Consider the following 17,361-nt stretch of genomic DNA (forward strand, 5'->3'; position numbering starts at 1 on the left):
TGGAGTGGGGCGGGTACGGGATCAGGTGCGCGAGCCCGACATCGCGAGCGAGTGCAGGAAGCGCATGAGGGTCATCAGGACGTCACGGCTGGAGGCCCGGCGGCGTACGTCGCACTCCATGATCGGGATGTCCGGGGCGAGGTCGAGGGCCGTACGGAGCTCCTCGATGGCGTAACGCGGCGCGTCCGGGAAGGAGTTGACCGCCACCACGAACGGCACACCGCGCTCCTCCAGGCGCCCCATGACGTCGAAGCTGACCTCCAGCCGACGGGTGTCGACCAGCACCACCGCGCCGAGCGCACCTTCGAACAGGCCGTTCCACAGGAACCAGAAGCGCTGCTGGCCGGGTGTGCCGAACAGGTACAGCACGAGCTGGTCGGTGATGCTGATGCGGCCGAAGTCCATGGCGACGGTGGTGGCCGTCTTGGACGCGGAGCCGAAGTTGTCGTCGACACCGATGCCGGCCTGCGTCATGGTCTCCTCGGTGGTCAGCGGTGTGATCTCGCTGACCGAGCCGACCATGGTCGTCTTGCCGACGCCGAAGCCACCCACGATCACGATCTTGGCCGCGGACTGTGCCGTGTGGGGCAACTGGTCCTCGGCCCGGGGGCCCGGGATGGTGTCAGAGCCTTTGAAGTCCATTCATCACCGCTTCGAGGAGGGAACGGTCGGTGCGTGACTGGCGGACGATCGGGGCGCGCGCCTGCACCAGTTCCGCCGTCATCAGCTCGGTGAGCAGCACGCCCATCGCGCTGAACGGCAGGTGGAGGTAGGCCGAGAGCTCGGCCACGGACAGGGGGGCGGCGCAGAGCCGGAGCAGCGCCGCCTGCTCGGGGGAGGCGGAAGGCGGCGGGTCTTCGGCACGCGCCACGATTAACGTGACCAGGTCGAGCTCGGCCCGTTCTCCGTCCGGGCCGGCCACCACGTACATCCGCTCCGGGTTTCTGACCTTGCCCTCGCCCTCCTCGGGCGGGGGCGATTCCGGGGTGGGGTCGCGCCGCTGGCGTTGCGGAGGCGTCATACGATCTGCCCGTTGCGCCGGGGCGGAGTGGTCAGATGGCCGCCGATCCGGACGATGAGGTCACGCATCATCGCGCTCATCCGGCCGGGTTCGCACCGCACGTCGGAGAGCACCGCGAGGAAGGCGTTGGCGCCGGCGTTCATCAGATAGAAGTAGCCGCGGTCGATCTCGATCATGACGAGCTTCATCTCGCCGTCGCCCACGGAGAGTTCCTGGCAGATGCTGCCCGCGAGGGACTGCAGGCCGGCGCAGGCCGCGGCGACCCGGTCGGCCGCGTCGGGCTCACCGCCGTAGCGGGCGATGCGCAGACCGTCGGCCGAGAGCACCACGATCATCTCGATGCCCGGCACGCCGTTGGCGAGCTCCTTGAGCATCCAGTCGAAGTTGCCTCGCTGCTGGATCACTTGAGGTCCCCCTCGTCATCGGCCTCGGTGCGGGCCGGGTCGTTGATCAGGTGCAGATACTTGGTCGGGTTCCGCAGGAAGTCCGTCGGGTGGGTGCCGGGTTCGATGCCCTGCTTGAGTCCCTCCCAGAAGGCCTCGAGGCCCTTGCCGGGGGCGTCCGGCGCCGACATGTCGCGCAGGGGCTTGGACTCGGGCTCCGCCGTCGCCGCCCAGGGGTTGTACTCGCCCCGCTCCTCGGCCTCCCGGTCGGCCTTCTCGTTGGCGGCCTGCTGGGCGAGTCGCTCGGAGAGCGGCATCTTCACCCGGCTGCGGCGCTGCGGCAGACCGTTCGCCGTCCACTCGGTGACCTCAGGGACGTCGTCGTCCTCCATGGAGACCGTCTCGGGGATGCGCGGGCTGGTGGGACGGCGCCTCTTGGGTGCGCGCTTGGGGCCCTCGGGAATGCCGACCGTCATGGGGGCGCCGGTGGCGCCGATGCCGTGGGCGAGTCCGACGCCGGGCTCGTGGGTGACCATCTCGCTCGGCACGATGAGGATGGCGCGGACGCCGCCGTAGGCGGAGGCGCGCAGCGACACCTGCATGTTGTACGCCGTGCAGAGGCGGCCGACGACGGCCAGGCCCAGACGCGGGTGCTCACCGATGTCCTGGAGGTCGACGCCTGCCTTGGCGGCCTCCAGCATGCCCTCGATCCGGGCCCGCGCCTCCTCGTTGAGGTTGACACCGCCGTCCTCGATCTCGATGCAGACGCCGGTCTGCACCTCGGTGGCGGTGACGTGCACCTTGGTCTGCGGGGGCGAGTAGCGCGTGGCGTTGTCGAGGAGCTCGGCGGCGGCGTGGATGACCGGCTCGACGTAGATGCCCTTGACGCTGATCTTGGCGATGGAGGACAGCTGGATGCGCCGGTACTCCAGGATGCGGGACATGGCGCCGCGCAGCGTGCTGTACAGGGACACCGGCTCGGGCCACTGCCGTCCGGGGCGGCCGCCGCCGAGGACGGAGACGGAGTCGGCGAGGCGGCCGATCAGGGCGTTGCCGTGGTCGATGCGCAGCAGGTCGTCGAAGACCTCGGGGTTGCGGCCGTGGTCCTCCTCCATCTCCCGGAGTTCCTCGGCCTGCTGGTGCGCGATCGCCTGGACGCGGCGGGCGACCGTGACGAAGGAGCGAGCGGCGGCGTCACGCATGGTCACTTCGTTGTCGACGATCCTGAGCACCGTCAGGAGCGTCTCGACCTCGGGCTCGGGCAGGTCGCGGTACGCGGGGTCGGCGAGGCCGAGCTTGCGAATCACCTCCCTGGGGGATTCTCCGGTGCGCAGCAGGTCGAGGGCGGCGGGGACGACCTCCCTCGAGAAGCGGACCAACTCGTGCTCGTGGCCGGCGATCCGCTGTTCCAGATACGCGCTGTGACGGGCGTGCTCGGCACGCTGGTTCCGCAGGGCACGGCCGCGGCGGACCGCCTCGGCTGCCGTCGCGATCACCAGCGCTGTGGCGATGCCGCCGCACCAGCCGACGGCGAGCCGGGCCGACTCCGTCACCAGGGCGACGGCGGCTCCGGACGCCGCGGCCATCGCTATGGCCGGCAGCAACAGCACGCGCGCGTAGGGAAGTTCACGGCGAACGGGAGGGGATTGAACACTCACCATGTAGGCCTTCTGACAGGAGTCGGCTGGGGTTCCACACAAACGGGGAACAAGCGCACGAATTCATCTCAAGCCGGTGCGCTGCGGGCGAGCTTAGTCCGACCGGATCATCGCCGTGTCATATTCAGCATCCGCCGGAAACCGGACGCGAAGGGATAGTACGCTCGGTCGTTTGCACGCTGCGGCATCGTTCGAATGCAGTAAGTAACGGCGTACAGACATACGAAAACCACTCACCGTGACGGGTGAGTGGCCTTCAGAACAACGCCCCTAAAAGGGGCGCGGGGAACTGCGCGAGCAACCACACACAACCGGCACCCGCGCAGCAACGATCACCCCACCGACGAGTAGGCGACAACTCCCCGCAGCAACAGATCAACAGCCTTACGCGCGTTCTTCACCACAGAAGACCCCTGCGGCGCCGCCGCCGCGATCTGCCCCAGCACATCGATCACCTGCTTGCACCACCGCACGAAGTCCCCCGCCGGCATCTCCGCCTCACGCAGCACCTCGTCGAGCCCCGACCCGGAGGCCCACATGTACGCGGCCCAGGCGAACCCAAGGTCCGGCTCACGCTGTCCGACACCCTCGGTCTGGGTGATCCGGAACTCCTCCTCCAGCGCGTCCAGCCGCCCCCAGATCCGCACCATCTCACCCAGCGCGGCCTTGGCCTTCCCCGACGGCAGCTTCGGCGCCATCGCGTCGTCCGCCGCGCGCGCCTCGTACACCAACGCCGAGACGCAGCCCGCCAGTTCGGCCGGGCCGAGCCCCTCCCAGACACCCTCGCGCAGACACTCGCTGGCGAGCAGGTCCAGCTCGCCGTAAAGCCGCGCGAGCCGCTTGCCGTGCTCGGTGACCTCGTCGGCACGCAGATAGTCGAGCTCGGTCAGCAGCGCGACGATCCGGTCGAACGTCCGCGCGATCGTGTTCGTACGGCCCTCGATCCGGCGCTCCAGCTGCGAGGTGTCCCGCAGCAGCCGGTGGTAGCGCTCGGCCCAACGGGCGTGGTCCTCACGGTCGTCGCACCCGTGGCAGGGGTGTGCGCGCAGCTCCGTCCGCAGCCGGGCGATCTCGCGGTCGTCGGCCGCCTGGGAGCGCCGCTTGCGGTGCCGGTCGGCCGGGATGTGCCCGGCCTTGGTGCGCAGCGCGGACGCGAGGTCCCGACGGGACTGCGGGGAACGCGGGTTGAAGGACTTCGGGATCCGCATCCGCTCCAGCGGCTCGACCGGCACCGGGAAGTCCATGGACGCCAGCCGCTTCACCTGCCGCTCGGCGGTCAGCACCAGGGGGCGCGGCCCGTCGTGGTGCTCGAAGCCCCGATGGCCGTTCGAACGGCCCGCGGGCAGGCCCGGATCCAGCACCAGCGCCAGGCCCGCGTACTTGCCGGTGGGCACATGGATGATGTCACCGGGCTTCAGCTTCTCCAGCGCGACAGCGGCCTCGGCGCGCCGCTGTGCCGCGCCCTGCCGGGCCAGGTCGTTCTCACGGTCCTTCAGCTCGCGGCGCAGCCGCGCGTACTCCTCGAAGTCGCCGAGGTGGCAGGTCATGGAGGCCTTGTAGCCCTCGAGACCCTCCTCGTTGCGCTGCACCTGGCGGGAGATACCGACGACCGACTTGTCCGCCTGGAACTGCGCGAAGGACGTCTCCAGCAGCTCTCGCGAACGATGCCGGCCGAACTGCTCGACCAGGTTGACCGCCATGTTGTACGACGGCCTGAAGCTCGAGCGCAGCGGATACGTGCGCGTGCCCGCCAGGCCCGCCAGGTGCTCGGGGCTGGAGCCGCGCTGCCAGAGCACCACGGCATGGCCCTCGACGTCGATGCCGCGCCGCCCCGCACGCCCCGTCAACTGGGTGTATTCGCCCGGGGTGATGTCCGCGTGCTGCTCGCCGTTCCACTTGACGAGCTTCTCCAGCACCACCGAGCGGGCGGGCATGTTGATGCCGAGGGCGAGGGTCTCGGTCGCGAACACGGCCTTGACCAGGCCGCGTACGAACAGCTCCTCGACGACCTCCTTGAAGGTCGGCAGCATGCCGGCGTGGTGGGCGGCGATGCCGCGCTCCAGGCCTTCCAGCCACTCGTAGTAGCCGAGGACGTGCAGGTCCTCGGTCGGGATGGAGGCCGTACGCTCCTCGACGAGTGAACGTACCTGCTCGCGTGCCTCGTCGTCGTTGAGCCTGAGGCCCGCGTACAGGCACTGCTGGACGGCGGCCTCGCAGGCGGCGCGGCTGAAGATGAAGGTGATGGCGGGCAGCAGCCCCTCGGCGTCGAGCCGTTCGATGACCTCGGGCCGGCTCGGCGTCCATACCCGGGAGCGCTGTCTGCGGTCGCGCTCGCGGTCGGCCTCGCGCATGGACCGGCCGCGCCGGCGGTCCTGGTACGACGGCCGGCTCGCCTCCATGCGCGCCATGCGCGTGAGGTCGGGGTTGACGGCCTTCTTGTGGCCCTCGCCCTCCTCGAACAGGTCGTACATCCGCCGCCCGGCGAGCACATGCTGGAACAGCGGCACGGGCCGGTGCTCGGAGACGATCACCTCGGTGTCACCGCGGACGGTGTCGAGCCAGTCGCCGAACTCCTCGGCGTTCGACACGGTCGCCGACAGCGACACGAGCGTCACCGACTCGGGAAGGTGGATGATCACTTCTTCCCACACGGCGCCCCGGAACCGGTCGGAGAGGTAGTGCACCTCGTCCATCACCACATGGCCGAGGCCCAGGAGGGTCTGCGAACCGGCGTACAGCATGTTCCGCAGCACCTCGGTGGTCATCACGACCACCGGGGCGTCGGAGTTGACGCTGTTGTCGCCGGTGAGCAGGCCCACCTTGTCCGTGCCGTAGCGGCGGCACAGGTCGGCGTACTTCTGGTTCGACAGCGCCTTGATGGGTGTCGTGTAGAAGCATTTCTTGCCCTGCTGGAGAGCGAGGTGGACGGCGAACTCGCCCACGATCGTCTTGCCCGAGCCGGTGGGTGCGGCGACCAGGACGCCCTTCCCCGCCTCGAGCGCCTGGCAGGCCTCGATCTGGAAGGGATCGAGGCCGAAGTCGTACATCTCGCGGAAGGAGGCGAGCGCGGTGGCCTGCTCGACAGCACGCTTGCGGGCTGCCGCGTACCGCTCGGCCGGTGAGAGGTCCTCTGTCATCGTGCTTTCGAGCGTACCGGGCCGCACTGACAACAGGACGATCATTATCCGGATCCATTCCTGTGAAACCGGGGATCGGCGCAGTTCAGGGGCCGACGACGCGCACGCCCCCGCGCACGCAGCGCGCGCTCAGCGGCAGCGGGCCGAGCGGCTCCCCGTCCGCGTACCCGGTGATCCCCTCGGCGGCGATCTCGACCCGGGACGCCCGCAGCACGGTCACGGCCGGATGCTCGGCGTGGGTCCCCCGGTACACCCGCGGGAACACCCGCAGCAGGGTCGTACGGCTGCAGTCCCCGACCACCGTGATGTCGAACAGCCCGTCGGTGAGATCGGCCCCGGGGCAGATCCGCATTCCGCCGCCGTACGACGAGCCGTTGCCGACGGCCACCAGAGTCGCCTCGACCTCACGGACCTCGCCGTCGTCGAGCCGGATCCGGTACGGGACGGGCCGGAACGCGGCGAGTTCGGCGATCATCGCCAGGTCGTACTTGAAGCGGCCGGCGGGCCACCGCATGCGGTTGCCGCGGTCGTTGACGCGGGAGTCGAAGCCGGAGGCGAGGACCGTGCCGAACCAGCGGTCGCCCACCTGGCCGAGATCGATGTCGTGGATCCGGCCGCACTTGAGGGCGTCGGCGATCATGCGGCCCGCGGCGGCCGGCTCGCGCACGGGCAGGCCGAGGGCGCGGGCGAAGTCGTTGCCGGTGCCGACGGCGACCAGGCCGAGCGGGGTGGCGGTGCCCGCGACCGCCCGCAGCGCCAGGTTGGCCATGCCGTCACCACCGACGGCTATCAGCGCTCCGGTACCGCCCTCGACGGCGGCACGGGCACGGGTGAGGGCGTCCGCGGCGTCCTCACCGAGCACCGTGCGCACCGAGAAACCTGCCGCCCGCAAAGCGGAAGCGGCCGGCTGCGCCGCGCGGGCGCCCCGGCCGCGGCCCGCGGTGGGGTTGACGAAGAGGGTGATCTCGCTGGTCACGCGACCGACCCTATGAGCTGCCCGGCGATCTTCAGGTCACGTCGTCATAACCGTTGACCCGGTCCGAGCGGTCCGAACTCGCCTGCTCGGGCAGCGCGGCCCGGCTGGTGGTCACGGGTTCGATCTCGCCGATGTCGTCGGGCGTGAGGTCCAGCTCGGAGGCCTCGTCGTCGTCGGGGCCCAGGGCCTCGCGACGGCTGCGGCGGCGGTCGTTGAGCAGGGAGAAGCCGACGGCCGCGAAGTACAGGATCCAGATCGGCCCGGCGAGCATCAGCATGGTCAGCGGGTCGGTGCTGGGGGTGGCGATGGCCGCGAAGACCGTGATGCCCATGATCATGCCGCGCCACCAGCCGAGCATGCGCTTGCCGGTGAGTGCTCCGGTGAGATTGAGCATGACCAGCAGCAGGGGCAGCTCGAACGAGAGGCCGAAGACGAGCACCATCCGCATGACCAGGTCGAGCAGGTCGTCCAGCGGGAGGAGGTTGGACGTGCCGCCCGGGGTGAACTCGAGGAGCACCTTCGCCGTGGTGGGAAGCACCGTGTAGGCGAAGTAGGCGCCGATGATGAACAGCGGGGCGCCGGTGCCGACGAAGGCGTACGCGTACTTCCTCTCGTGCCGGTGCAGGCCCGGCGCGACGAAGGCCCACAGCTGGTAGAGCCATACCGGCGAGGCCAGTACGACGCCGGCCATCAGGGACACCTTCAGCGCCAGCGTGAAGGGGGTGATCAGACCGTTGATGGTGATCTGCGCACACGGCTTGGAGGACGCCCGCGACGCGGCCAGTTCCTCGAAGGTCTTGTCACAGCCGACCGAGTCGAGGATCGGCTTGGTGATCAAGTTGATGATGTCGTTGTAGAAGAAGGCGGCGACGACCGTGATGACGACGATCGCCAGCATCGCCTTGGCGAGCCGGTTGCGGAGCTCGCGAAGGTGCTCCGCGAGGGGCATCCGCCCCTCGGGATCCCTCTCCTGCTTGCGGGCAGACTTCAGCAACCCACGTTCCCATCTCGTGCGGCGGGCCGGAGGTCACCGGCCCGGCTTCAGCGCTTGGTCGTGTCCGTGGGCTCGTTGACCGGGCGGGAGCTGGTCACGTCACCGGGCGCTGACTGGATGGTGCGCTGCGAGGGCTGCTCGTCGTTGTTGGGCGGGCCGGCCGGGGTCGTGGACGACTTGCTCTCGTCCTTCATCGCCTTGGCCTCGCTCTTGAGGATGCGGGCGGACTTGCCGAGCGACCGAGCCATGTCCGGAAGCTTCTTCGCGCCGAACAGCAGGATGATGACGACGAGGATGAGAATGATCTCGGGGGCTCCGAGCCTTCCGAACATAAGTCTTTACCTTCTCACCGAGGCGGCTGGGGTGGGATGCTGTCCGACCGGTCGGACATATGTCCGAACGATCGTGTTGACAGCGATCGTAACGCCCAGGGGTAAACGCGGGGCAATCCCTCTGCATCTCCTGTGCGTACTCCCGTCCGCGGCCAGTGCCTCGTTAACCGGGCCGCGACCAGCAGAGTACCTGTCCGAACCGCAGAGGTGACAGGGCGAAGTGTCCCAAAGCGCAACTCACAGCCGCCTGCCGAACGGCTCACAGGGCGTCCACGGACCGGGCCGCGCTCCCCGCGGCCCGCTCCAGGTCCTCGGCGGCCCGGTTGATACGGCGCGCGGACTCCGAGACCTGCCTGCCCAGGCGCTCTGCCTCGACGAAGACCCGGACGGCGAGCACCCCGAGCACGGCGAGACCCACGAACCCCACGGCAACCGCGAACATCGGCCAGAACATGCCGTCGAGCCTAGACCCTCCAGGAGGGACGGACGCTCAGACCCTCAGAGGGCCGGAGCGAGCCGCAGGGTCCGCACACCGCCGCCGGTGAGCAGCTCCACGATCCGCTCCCCCGCGGGCTTGCGGACGGACGCGCCGCACTCCGGGCAGGTGAAGGAGTAGAAGGTGGTGCGGCTGCTGGCGCCGATGGCGAGGCGCAGGGCTCCGGCGGTGAGTTCGAAGCGCTCCCGGCAGTCCGGGCAGCCCGCCTTGAAGACCACCGGGGACACACTCGTCATCCCGGCGAACGCGGACTCCACCGTCATGCCGCGCGCACCGGGCGTCGCCGACTCGCTCACAGGCCTCGCTCCTCTTCCTCGGGTCGTGCGACTCCGGGGCGCCCGGGTGACACCGGTGCGGGCCGGCTCATCAGCGACGCCGGCCGGGGCCGTGTCCCGGTACCGCGGCCGGTGCCGGGGGCAGTCCCACTCGGCCGTCGACGCCGCGGGCACCCGCGCATCACGCGCGCCCGCCGTCCGGCCCGTCCGGGGCGAGGCGCACCGCGCTCACGCCGCGCGGCCCGCCGGCCTCGGCCGTCTCCACCGCGTCGGCCGTCCCGGCCGCCTCGATCCCGTCGTACGCCGTCAGCGCCTCGCGGGCCGCCTGCCGGGCGCTGTCGGCGAGCTCGGGCGGCGAGACGATGCGGCCGTCCCGCCCGAGCCGCAGCGCCAGCCGGCGGAGCGACGCCGGGTCGGGCGTGCGCAGGGTGATCTTCAGGCCGCCGTCGGGCAGTTCGTCCGCGCTGTCGTGCGGGTAGTACTCGGCGACCCAGCGGCCGCCGGGCCCGACCTCGACCACGACCTCAGGGTCCTCGGCCGCGGGCTGCACCAGGGCCTCCGACAGGTCACGCAGCTCGATCTCCGGCGGCGCCGAGGGCTCGTCCAGGATCTTGATCTCGGCGACGCGGTCGAGCCGGAACGTGCGCCGCGCCTCGGAGCGCCTGCACCAGGCCTCGACGTAGGTGTGCCCGACGCTGACCAGGCGGATGGGGTCGATCTCCCGCTCGGTGACCTCGTCGCGCGCGGGCGAGTAGTAGCGGATCCACAGACGGCGGCGCTCCGCGATCGCCCGGTCGACGTCCGCGAAGACCCCGCCCTCGGACTCGAAGGTCACCGACAGGCGCGAGCTGGCGCCCGCCGTCTCACCGGCCGCGGTCTCCACCTTGGCCGTCGCCCGCAGCAGCGCCTGGCGGTCGCTCTCGCGCAGTCCGGGCAGCGTGGCCACGGCCCGGGCGGCGACGAGCAGGGCGGTGGCCTCGTCGGCGGCCAGCCTGAGCGGCTCGGCGACGTCGTCCGGGTTGTGCCACCAAATACGCTCACCATCGGTGTCGATGTCGAGCAGATCGCCGCCGCGGAAGCTCGTACCGCACATGGGCAGCACGTCGAGGTCGGAGACCAGCTCGTCCTCGGTGATGCCGAAGGCGCGCGCGACATCCTCGACCCGGGCGCCGGGACGCTCCTTCAGATACGTCACCAGCGAGAGCATCCGCCGGGTCTGGTCGATGGCGTTCACGGGCCTGACCGGTTTGCCTGCCACTGTCTTGTCCGCTCCCCCTCAGCCCTTGGCCACGGCCCGCAGCCGGTCCACCACGTCTGCCCGCAGCTCGGCGGGCTCCAGCACGACCACGTCCGGCCCGAACTCCACCAGCCAGGCGTCCAGCCCGTGGCCGTACGGAATCTCCAACTCGTCCCAGCCGTCGCCGAGTTCCCGTAGGACGGTGGCCTTCGCCCGAAGGGGGTACCCCGCGCCCGAGCGCAGCCGGATCCGGGCGGAGCGGTCGGCGATCTCCCCGGCCCAGCCCGCGACGGTCTCACGGACGGTGACGACGTCCGGCACGTCAGCGGTGTAGCGGCCGCCGCGCGAGCGGACCTTGCCGGTGATCCGGGACAGCCGGAAGACCCGCTCGGCGCCCCGGTCGCGATCCCAGCCCGCGAGGTACCAGTGGCCCCGCCAGCACTCGAGCGCCCACGGCTCCACGTGCCGCTGCTCGGGGTGGGCCGCGGTGGCCTTGCGGTAGTCGAATACGACGGGGCGGCGGTCCCGGCAGGCGAGCATCAGCGGCTCGAACGCCGCCTCGTGGACGGGGATCCTCGGCTCCAGCGCGCCGTGCGGCCCGTAGGGGTCGACGTCCTCGGGGAGGCCCGCAGCACGCAGCTTCTGCAGGGCACCGCTGGCCGCGCCGGCGAGCCGGGCCTGCTGCCACACCTTGGCGGCGACCCCGAGGGCCGCGGCCTCCTCGGCGTCCAGGGTGATGGGCGGGAGGCGGTTGCTGTCACGCCGGGCCAGATAGCCGATGTCGCCGTCGAGGCTCTCGACGGTCTCGATGACCAGTCCGAGTTCGCGCAGGTCGTCCTTGTCGCGCTCGAACATACGGTTGAAGGAGTCGTCGGATCCGGTGGCGCCGTTCCCCGGTCCGAAGGCCTCGACGTACGCCTCGATGGAGTCACGCAGCTCACGCTTGCTGAGCGGGCGTCGCGTCCCGAGCAGACACAGCGCCAGATTCATCAGCCGCTCGGCCTTGGCAATGGCCATCGACGCCCTTCGCCTCCCTATGGTGCTTACGACCGTTGACCGTACCGCCCCGCGGTGGCCCGGCAAAGCCGAGGGCCCATGCCGAACAGGCATGGGCCCCACGTGATCGAGTCTGTCCGAACCCTGCTCAGACCCCGAGCAGGTCGACCACGAAGATCAGCGTCTCGCCGGGCTTGATCAGAGGGGTCGGGCTCTGGTTGCCGTAGGCGAGGTGCGCGGGGACGGTCAGCTGGCGGCGGCCGCCGACCTTCATGCCCTGCACGCCCTGGTCCCAGCCCTGGATGACCCGGCCGCCGCCCAGCGGGAAGCGGAACGGGGTGCCGCGGTTCCAGCTGGCGTCGAACTCCTCGCCGGTGCTGAAGGCGACTCCGACGTAGTGCACGGTGACGGTCTGGCCGGCCTGCGCGACCGGGCCGTCGCCTTCCCAGATGTCCTTGATCTCGAGGTCCGCCGGGGGCTCGCCGCCCGGGAAGTCGATCTCGGGCTTGTCGATGCTCACGTTTCTGGCTCCTGCTTGTCTGCGAAAGGGCGAACACGCACAGTCTTACATCCCCCGCACGTCAGAGCTTCGCGAGGATGTCCACCGAAAAGACCAGCGTGGAGTCCTTCTTGATGCCGCTGCCCTGCGGCGGGTTGTCGCCGTAGCCCAGCTTCGGCGGGATGACGATGAGGACCCGGCTGCCGACCTTCTTGCCGGTCAGACCCTGCGCCCAGCCCTTGACGACCTGCTGGAGCGAGAACGAGACCAGCTGCTTGTTGGCGTACGAGGAGTCGAACTCCTTGCCGCCGTCCCAGAGCACGCCCTTGTACTGCACGAGGACGCTGTCGGCGGCGGCGACCTTCTCGCCGTCGCCCTCCAGGATGTACTCCGCGACGAGCTTCGTCGGGGCGGTCGCCTTGGGCACCTCGATGGAGGGGGCCTTGCCGTCGGTGTTGGTGCCGACCTTGGGCAGGTCCGCGTCGTCCTGGGCGACCTTCTCGCCGTCGGCGGAGCTCTTGGAGTTGAACGTGTCCTGCACGTCGACGACGAAGACCAGCGTGTCGGTGCCCTTGATGCCCGCCTGCGGGTTGCCCTGCGAGCCGTAGCCCCAGGTCGGCGGGACGGCCATCTCGACACGGCTTCCGGCCTTCTTGCCGGCCAGCGCGTACCGCCAGCCGTCGATGATCTGGCCCTGGGCGAGCTGGATGGCCAGGCGGGCCTTGCGGTCGTAGGAGTTGTCGAAGACCTTGGCGGTGCTCCAGACCTGGCCCAGGTAGTTCGCGACGACGAAGTCGTTCTCCGCGACGGTCTTGCCGCTGCCCGTGATCAGCGTTTTCACCGCGAGCTGCTTCGACGGTTCTCCGCTGCCCTTGGCGATCGTCGGCTTCTCGTCGAACTTCGTGCCCGCGGTGACCGCCGGCAGCGGGCCGTCCACGATCTTCGGCGGCGGCGCCGAGGACGGGGCCGATGCCGAGGGCGAGGGCGAAGGGCTGTCGCTGGCCTTGCTCGAATCCGACTTGTCGTCGCCGCATGCGGCGAGTGTGGCCAGTCCTGCGGGTACAGAGATGAGAAGTGAGCGTCGGCGCACTGTGGGGGCCTCGTAATCCATCGATCTCGTTGTTGGCGTGCGCGCAACTCTACGGCGTGAGCAGGGCGCCGTACTTGTAACGTACGGCGCCCGTGTGGCGTTCCGGCTGAATATCCGCCGGCGCATTTCCTCACATTCCGGCGATCAGCTTCTCCACCCGGTCGTCCACGGAACGGAACGGGTCCTTGCACAAGACGGTGCGCTGAGCCTGGTCGTTGAGCTTGAGGTGCACCCAGTCGACCGTGAAGTCACGGCGCTGTTCCTGGGCGCGCCGGATGAAGTCGCCGCGCAGCCGGGCCCGAGTGGTCTGCGGCGGAACCGACTTGCCTTCGAAGATCTTCAAGTCGTTGCAGATGCGTGCCGCCTGGCCCTTCTTCTCGAGCAGGTAGTACAGGCCACGACGGCGGTGGATGTCGTGGTAGGCGAGGTCTATCTGCGCGACCCGCGGGTGCGACATGGTCATGTTGTTCTTGCTGCGGTACCGCTCGATGAGCTTGTACTTCATGACCCAGTCGATCTCGGTGCCGATACGGTCGAGGTCCTCGGCCTCGATCGCGTCCAGCGTGCGGCCCCAGAGCTCCAGGACCTGCTCGACGGTGCCGGTGCGGATGCCGCGGCGCTCGCAGAAGTCCACGGCCTTCTCGTAGTACTCGCGCTGCACCTCCAGGGCGGAGGCCTCGCGGCCGCTGGCCAGGCGCACCTTGCGCCGGCCGGTGATGTCGTGGCTGACCTCGCGGATCGCCCGGATCGGGTTCTCCAGGGTCAGGTCGCGCATCACGGTGCCCGCCTCGATCATGCGCAGCACCAGGTCGGTGGCGCCGACCTTGAGCAGCATGGTCGTCTCGGACATGTTGGAGTCGCCCACGATGACGTGCAGGCGGCGGTAGCGCTCGGCGTCCGCGTGCGGCTCGTCGCGGGTGTTGATGATCGGCCGGGAGCGGGTCGTCGCCGAGGAGACGCCCTCCCAGATGTGCTCGGCCCTCTGGCTGACGCAGTAGACGGCCCCGCGCGGCGTCTGCAGCACCTTGCCGGCACCGCACAGCAGCTGCCTCGTCACCAGAAACGGAATGAGAATGTCCGCGAGCCGGGAGAACTCCCCGTGCCGGGCGACCAGATAGTTCTCGTGGCAGCCGTAGGAGTTGCCCGCCGAATCGGTGTTGTTCTTGAAGAGGTAGACGTCGCCCGCGATTCCCTCCTCGTGCAGGCGTCGTTCGGCGTCCACCAGGAGTCCCTCGAGAATGCGCTCGCCCGCTTTGTCGTGGGTGACCAGTTCGGTCACGTTGTCACATTCCGGTGTGGCGTATTCCGGATGTGAGCCCACGTCGAGATAGAGGCGGGCGCCGTTTCGCAGAAAGACATTGCTGCTGCGGCCCCATGACACGACACGGCGGAAGAGGTACCGCGCCACCTCGTCAGGAGACAGGCGGCGCTGTCCCCTGAACGTGCACGTGACGCCGTACTCGTTCTCCAGCCCGAAAATGCGGCGGTCCATGAGGGAACATTACGCCCGATCCCCTGAACTGAAACGGGGTTCGGGGGCACGGTTTGGATCATTTTCCGAACCGGACACAACAACGGCTCCCCCGCCGGGAGCTGCGAGTACCCGTCCTGTGGCGACCAAAACCAGCAGGGACACGCCACCCGCGGCACCCGGCACGGCGAAGCCCCACAGGGCCCCGCCCGCCTCCACGACGGGCCCTGCGACGCCCGCTCCGACCGAGTGGCCCACGGTGAACGTGGTCACCAGCCAGGAGAACGCCTCGGTGACCGTGCCGCGCGGGGCATGACGGTCGACCAGGACGAAAGCACAGGCGATGGCGGGCGCGAGGAAGACACCGGCGAGCGCGGTCAGCGCCACCATGGGCACCGCGTCCGGCATGAGAAGCAGCGGCAGGTAACACACCACCAGAAGGGCTACCAGCACCTGGAGTCGCCGGGCGGGCTCACCGGCCCACTGCCGGGCCCCGTAGACGGTGCCGCCGACCAGCGCCCCGAACCCCAGGGCCGCCATCAGCCAGCCGTACACGGCGTCACCGCCGTGCGCGTCCGCATAGGGCACCGAGGCGACCGTGATGGACCCGAGCGCCATCCCGATGAACAGGAATGCCCCCAGCAACGCCAGCAGCCCCGCCGAGCGCAGCGCGCCCAGCCAGTGGGCCTCCCGCGGCGCCGACCGCCAGGCACGCGACGGCGGCGACACCACCACGGACAGCGCCCCCAGCACCCCGACCACGTTCAGCACCAGCAGCGCGACCTGAGCCGACCACAGGGACACGCACAGCGTCACGAGCAGCGGCCCGACGGTGAACATCACCTCCTGGGCCACGGCGTCCATGGCGTACGCCGTGTGCACCTGGTCCTCCTTCCGGAGGACGGAGGACCACAGGGCCCGCAGCCCGCCCTCCAGGGGCGGCGTGAAGAGCCCCGCCGCCGCGACGGCACCGTACGCGACCGGCAGCGACCCGATCCCGGCGAAGGCGAACACGGCCATCGCGAGCCCGGACAGCACAGCCGCCGGCAACTGCACACGCGGCTGCCCGCGCAGGTCCACGAGCCTGCCCAGCACCGGCTGCCCCACGGCGTTGGCGACGCCGTACACACCCGCCAGCGCCCCCGCCAGGCTGTACGAACCGTCCTCCGCCCGCACGAACAGCAGGATCGCGATGGCGCCGGTGGCATTGGGCAGCCGGCCCACGAGCGTGCCGACGAGCAGCCGGGCGGCGTGTCGCGCCCGAAGGATCTCCAGGTATCCCGTAGCCATGTCCCCGCCCTAGGTTTTACGTATAACGTCAACGTTTCATACGTACCATGTCCGCTGTTCACGAGTCCAGACGAAGGAGCGGCCCGACGGTGGCACGAGGCAGCACCCGCCCCACGAGCCGGGACGTCGCCCAGGCCGCCGGCGTCTCCCAGGCGGCTGTCTCCCTGGTCCTGGGCGACAAGTGGCGAGGCCGCGTCTCGGAGGCGACGGCGGAGCGGGTCCGTGAGGCCGCCCGCGACCTGGGCTACCGCCCGAATCTCGCGGCCCGCAACCTGCGCCTGGGCCGCACCCGCACGGTCCTCCTGGTGGTCCCGGCCCTCACCACGGAGTTCTTCGCGGGCGTCTACACGGGCGCCGCCCGGGTCGCCGCAGAGCACGGATTCGGCGTCGTCCTCTACCCCTCCCCCGAGGGCGTCGGCCCCGCCCGCGACCCCTTCGCCTCCGCCCAGGCCGCCCTGGACGGCGTGATCGCCTCGTCCATGGCCGCCGACGCGCTCACCGCGATCCGCGGGGACCAGCTGCCCCTGGTGATGCTGGACAGCGATCCGGAGGGGAGCCTGGGTGCGGCGACCGTGAACCTGGACATCGCCGACGGTGTCCGCCAGGTCGCGGAACACCTGCTCTCCCTGGGCCACCGCCGCTTCCTCCATCTGGCGGCGGACGTACCGTCCTGGACCTTCGAGGCACGGGCCCGGGAACTGGCGAGCCGGCTGAGCGATGTGCCCGGTACGTCGGTCCGCACGACCCGCGCGCCGATCTCCATCGAGGGCGCCGTGACAGCCACGGAGGCCGCCCTCTCGCTCCGCGGGCCGCGCCCCACCGCCCTGGTCTGCGATGACGACAAACTGGCCGCCGGTGCGTACAAGGCGATCCGCCGTCTCGGCCTACGCGTCCCGGACGACGTCTCGGTCACCGGCCTGGACGATCTGGCCCTGGCCACGGCGATCGACCCGGAACTGACGACGGTCCGCCTGGACGCGGAGCTCTTCGGGGAACGGGGCATGCGGGCCCTCCTGGCCGTCATGGAGGGCCGCGCACCCGAGGGCGGGGATATCCCGGTGCAGCTGGTGATACGGGGCTCCACAGCCCCGCCTGGGCCGCCGTAGCCACTCGGCGCCACTGCTGAGGCCGGGTGAGTCCGCAGCCCGGCGTAGCGGCGTGCCGCCCCTAGCGGTACGCATGCCCGCAGCCAAGCGGCTACGGCGAGGCCCGCAGCGGCGGCGCCTGCGGCAGCGACAGCGGCAGCCGGGACGGCCAGCGGCAGCCGGGACGGCCGGCGGGAGCCCGCAGCCAAGCGGCAGGCCGGAGACGCGCGCCACGACGCGCCCGCACCCGCCGGCTCACGCAAGGGGCCGTGCCGGGGGGTGTCCGCCCGCAGCGGTTGTCGCGTCAACGAACAGCGAGTCGGTCCCCGACCCCATCGCGACGTTCCGAGGACGGACACCCCCCGGCGCGGCCCCGGCCCCCCCCCCGGCCGGTGGGGGGAGCGCGCCCCCCCCCCCCCCC

Annotated in this window: 17 protein-coding genes; 1 reads left to right on the forward strand and 16 read right to left on the reverse strand. The window is 70.4% G+C overall.

From position 1 onward, the window contains the following. Nucleotides 1-21: 21 nt before the first annotated feature. The 16 genes from ACFT32_RS36645 to ACFT32_RS36720 form a co-directional block, all read right to left on the reverse strand. Nucleotides 22-642 carry an ATP/GTP-binding protein gene (locus ACFT32_RS36645; protein WP_382497816.1) on the reverse strand — a complete coding sequence of 207 codons (621 nt, stop codon included), beginning with the start codon at nt 640-642 and terminating at the stop codon, nt 22-24. Beyond that, nucleotides 623-1,021, reverse strand: coding sequence for a DUF742 domain-containing protein (locus ACFT32_RS36650; RefSeq protein ID WP_382497818.1), 399 nt, complete (start codon nt 1,019-1,021; stop codon nt 623-625). Before ACFT32_RS36650 ends, ACFT32_RS36645 begins: the two co-directional genes overlap by 20 nt. Beyond that, on the reverse strand, nt 1,018-1,425 hold the full coding sequence (locus tag ACFT32_RS36655; protein WP_382497820.1) for a roadblock/LC7 domain-containing protein: 408 nt from the start codon (nt 1,423-1,425) through the stop codon (nt 1,018-1,020). Before ACFT32_RS36655 ends, ACFT32_RS36650 begins: the two co-directional genes overlap by 4 nt. Next, nucleotides 1,422-3,065: a sensor histidine kinase gene (locus ACFT32_RS36660; protein ID WP_382497822.1), complete on the reverse strand. Its 1,644-nt coding sequence runs from the start codon at nt 3,063-3,065 to the stop codon at nt 1,422-1,424. Before ACFT32_RS36660 ends, ACFT32_RS36655 begins: the two co-directional genes overlap by 4 nt. Before the next feature lie 329 nt (nt 3,066-3,394). Further along, nucleotides 3,395-6,244 (reverse strand): DEAD/DEAH box helicase, encoded by a 2,850-nt coding sequence (locus tag ACFT32_RS36665; RefSeq protein WP_382497824.1) that lies wholly within the window; start codon nt 6,242-6,244, stop codon nt 3,395-3,397. Nucleotides 6,245-6,284: 40 nt separating this feature from the next. Next, on the reverse strand, nt 6,285-7,175 hold the full coding sequence (locus ACFT32_RS36670; protein WP_382497825.1) for a diacylglycerol kinase: 891 nt from the start codon (nt 7,173-7,175) through the stop codon (nt 6,285-6,287). 31 nt (nt 7,176-7,206) lie between these two features. Beyond that, nucleotides 7,207-8,169, reverse strand: coding sequence for a twin-arginine translocase subunit TatC (tatC, locus tag ACFT32_RS36675; RefSeq protein ID WP_382497827.1), 963 nt, complete (start codon nt 8,167-8,169; stop codon nt 7,207-7,209). A 47-nt stretch (nt 8,170-8,216) separates the two neighbouring features. Beyond that, nucleotides 8,217-8,501 (reverse strand): Sec-independent protein translocase subunit TatA, encoded by a 285-nt coding sequence (gene tatA, locus ACFT32_RS36680; protein WP_382497829.1) that lies wholly within the window; start codon nt 8,499-8,501, stop codon nt 8,217-8,219. Nucleotides 8,502-8,760: 259 nt separating this feature from the next. Then, nucleotides 8,761-8,955 carry a hypothetical protein gene (locus ACFT32_RS36685; RefSeq protein WP_382497831.1) on the reverse strand — a complete coding sequence of 65 codons (195 nt, stop codon included), beginning with the start codon at nt 8,953-8,955 and terminating at the stop codon, nt 8,761-8,763. A gap of 44 nt (nt 8,956-8,999) precedes the next feature. Continuing rightward, nucleotides 9,000-9,293 carry a hypothetical protein gene (locus ACFT32_RS36690; RefSeq protein ID WP_382497832.1) on the reverse strand — a complete coding sequence of 98 codons (294 nt, stop codon included), beginning with the start codon at nt 9,291-9,293 and terminating at the stop codon, nt 9,000-9,002. Between the two features lie 160 nt (nt 9,294-9,453). Then, nucleotides 9,454-10,530, reverse strand: a complete 1,077-nt coding sequence (locus tag ACFT32_RS36695; protein ID WP_382497834.1) for a helix-turn-helix transcriptional regulator — start codon at nt 10,528-10,530, stop codon at nt 9,454-9,456. Between the two features lie 18 nt (nt 10,531-10,548). After that, nucleotides 10,549-11,526 carry a helix-turn-helix transcriptional regulator gene (locus ACFT32_RS36700; protein WP_382497836.1) on the reverse strand — a complete coding sequence of 326 codons (978 nt, stop codon included), beginning with the start codon at nt 11,524-11,526 and terminating at the stop codon, nt 10,549-10,551. A 127-nt stretch (nt 11,527-11,653) separates the two neighbouring features. Then, nucleotides 11,654-12,025, reverse strand: coding sequence for an FKBP-type peptidyl-prolyl cis-trans isomerase (locus ACFT32_RS36705; protein WP_184597416.1), 372 nt, complete (start codon nt 12,023-12,025; stop codon nt 11,654-11,656). Between the two features lie 61 nt (nt 12,026-12,086). Then, complete coding sequence (locus tag ACFT32_RS36710) at nt 12,087-13,094, reverse strand: FKBP-type peptidyl-prolyl cis-trans isomerase (protein WP_382498132.1); 1,008 nt, start codon at nt 13,092-13,094, stop codon at nt 12,087-12,089. A gap of 130 nt (nt 13,095-13,224) precedes the next feature. Then, entirely contained in the window at nt 13,225-14,586 is a 1,362-nt protein-coding gene (gene pafA / locus ACFT32_RS36715; RefSeq protein ID WP_184597419.1) for a Pup--protein ligase, read from the reverse strand. A 9-nt stretch (nt 14,587-14,595) separates the two neighbouring features. Further along, a complete protein-coding gene (locus tag ACFT32_RS36720) occupies nt 14,596-15,855 on the reverse strand; it encodes an MFS transporter (protein ID WP_382497838.1) in 1,260 nt (419 codons plus the stop codon). Between the two features lie 89 nt (nt 15,856-15,944). On the opposite strand from ACFT32_RS36720, the gene ACFT32_RS36725 reads away from it, so the two are divergent. Beyond that, complete coding sequence (locus tag ACFT32_RS36725; protein ID WP_382497839.1) at nt 15,945-16,961, forward strand: LacI family DNA-binding transcriptional regulator; 1,017 nt, start codon at nt 15,945-15,947, stop codon at nt 16,959-16,961. Nucleotides 16,962-17,361 lie beyond the last annotated feature (400 nt).

Origin of the sequence: Streptomyces sp. NPDC057002, from assembly GCF_042673825.1 — a bacterium.
Lineage (GTDB): Bacteria > Actinomycetota > Actinomycetes > Streptomycetales > Streptomycetaceae > Streptomyces.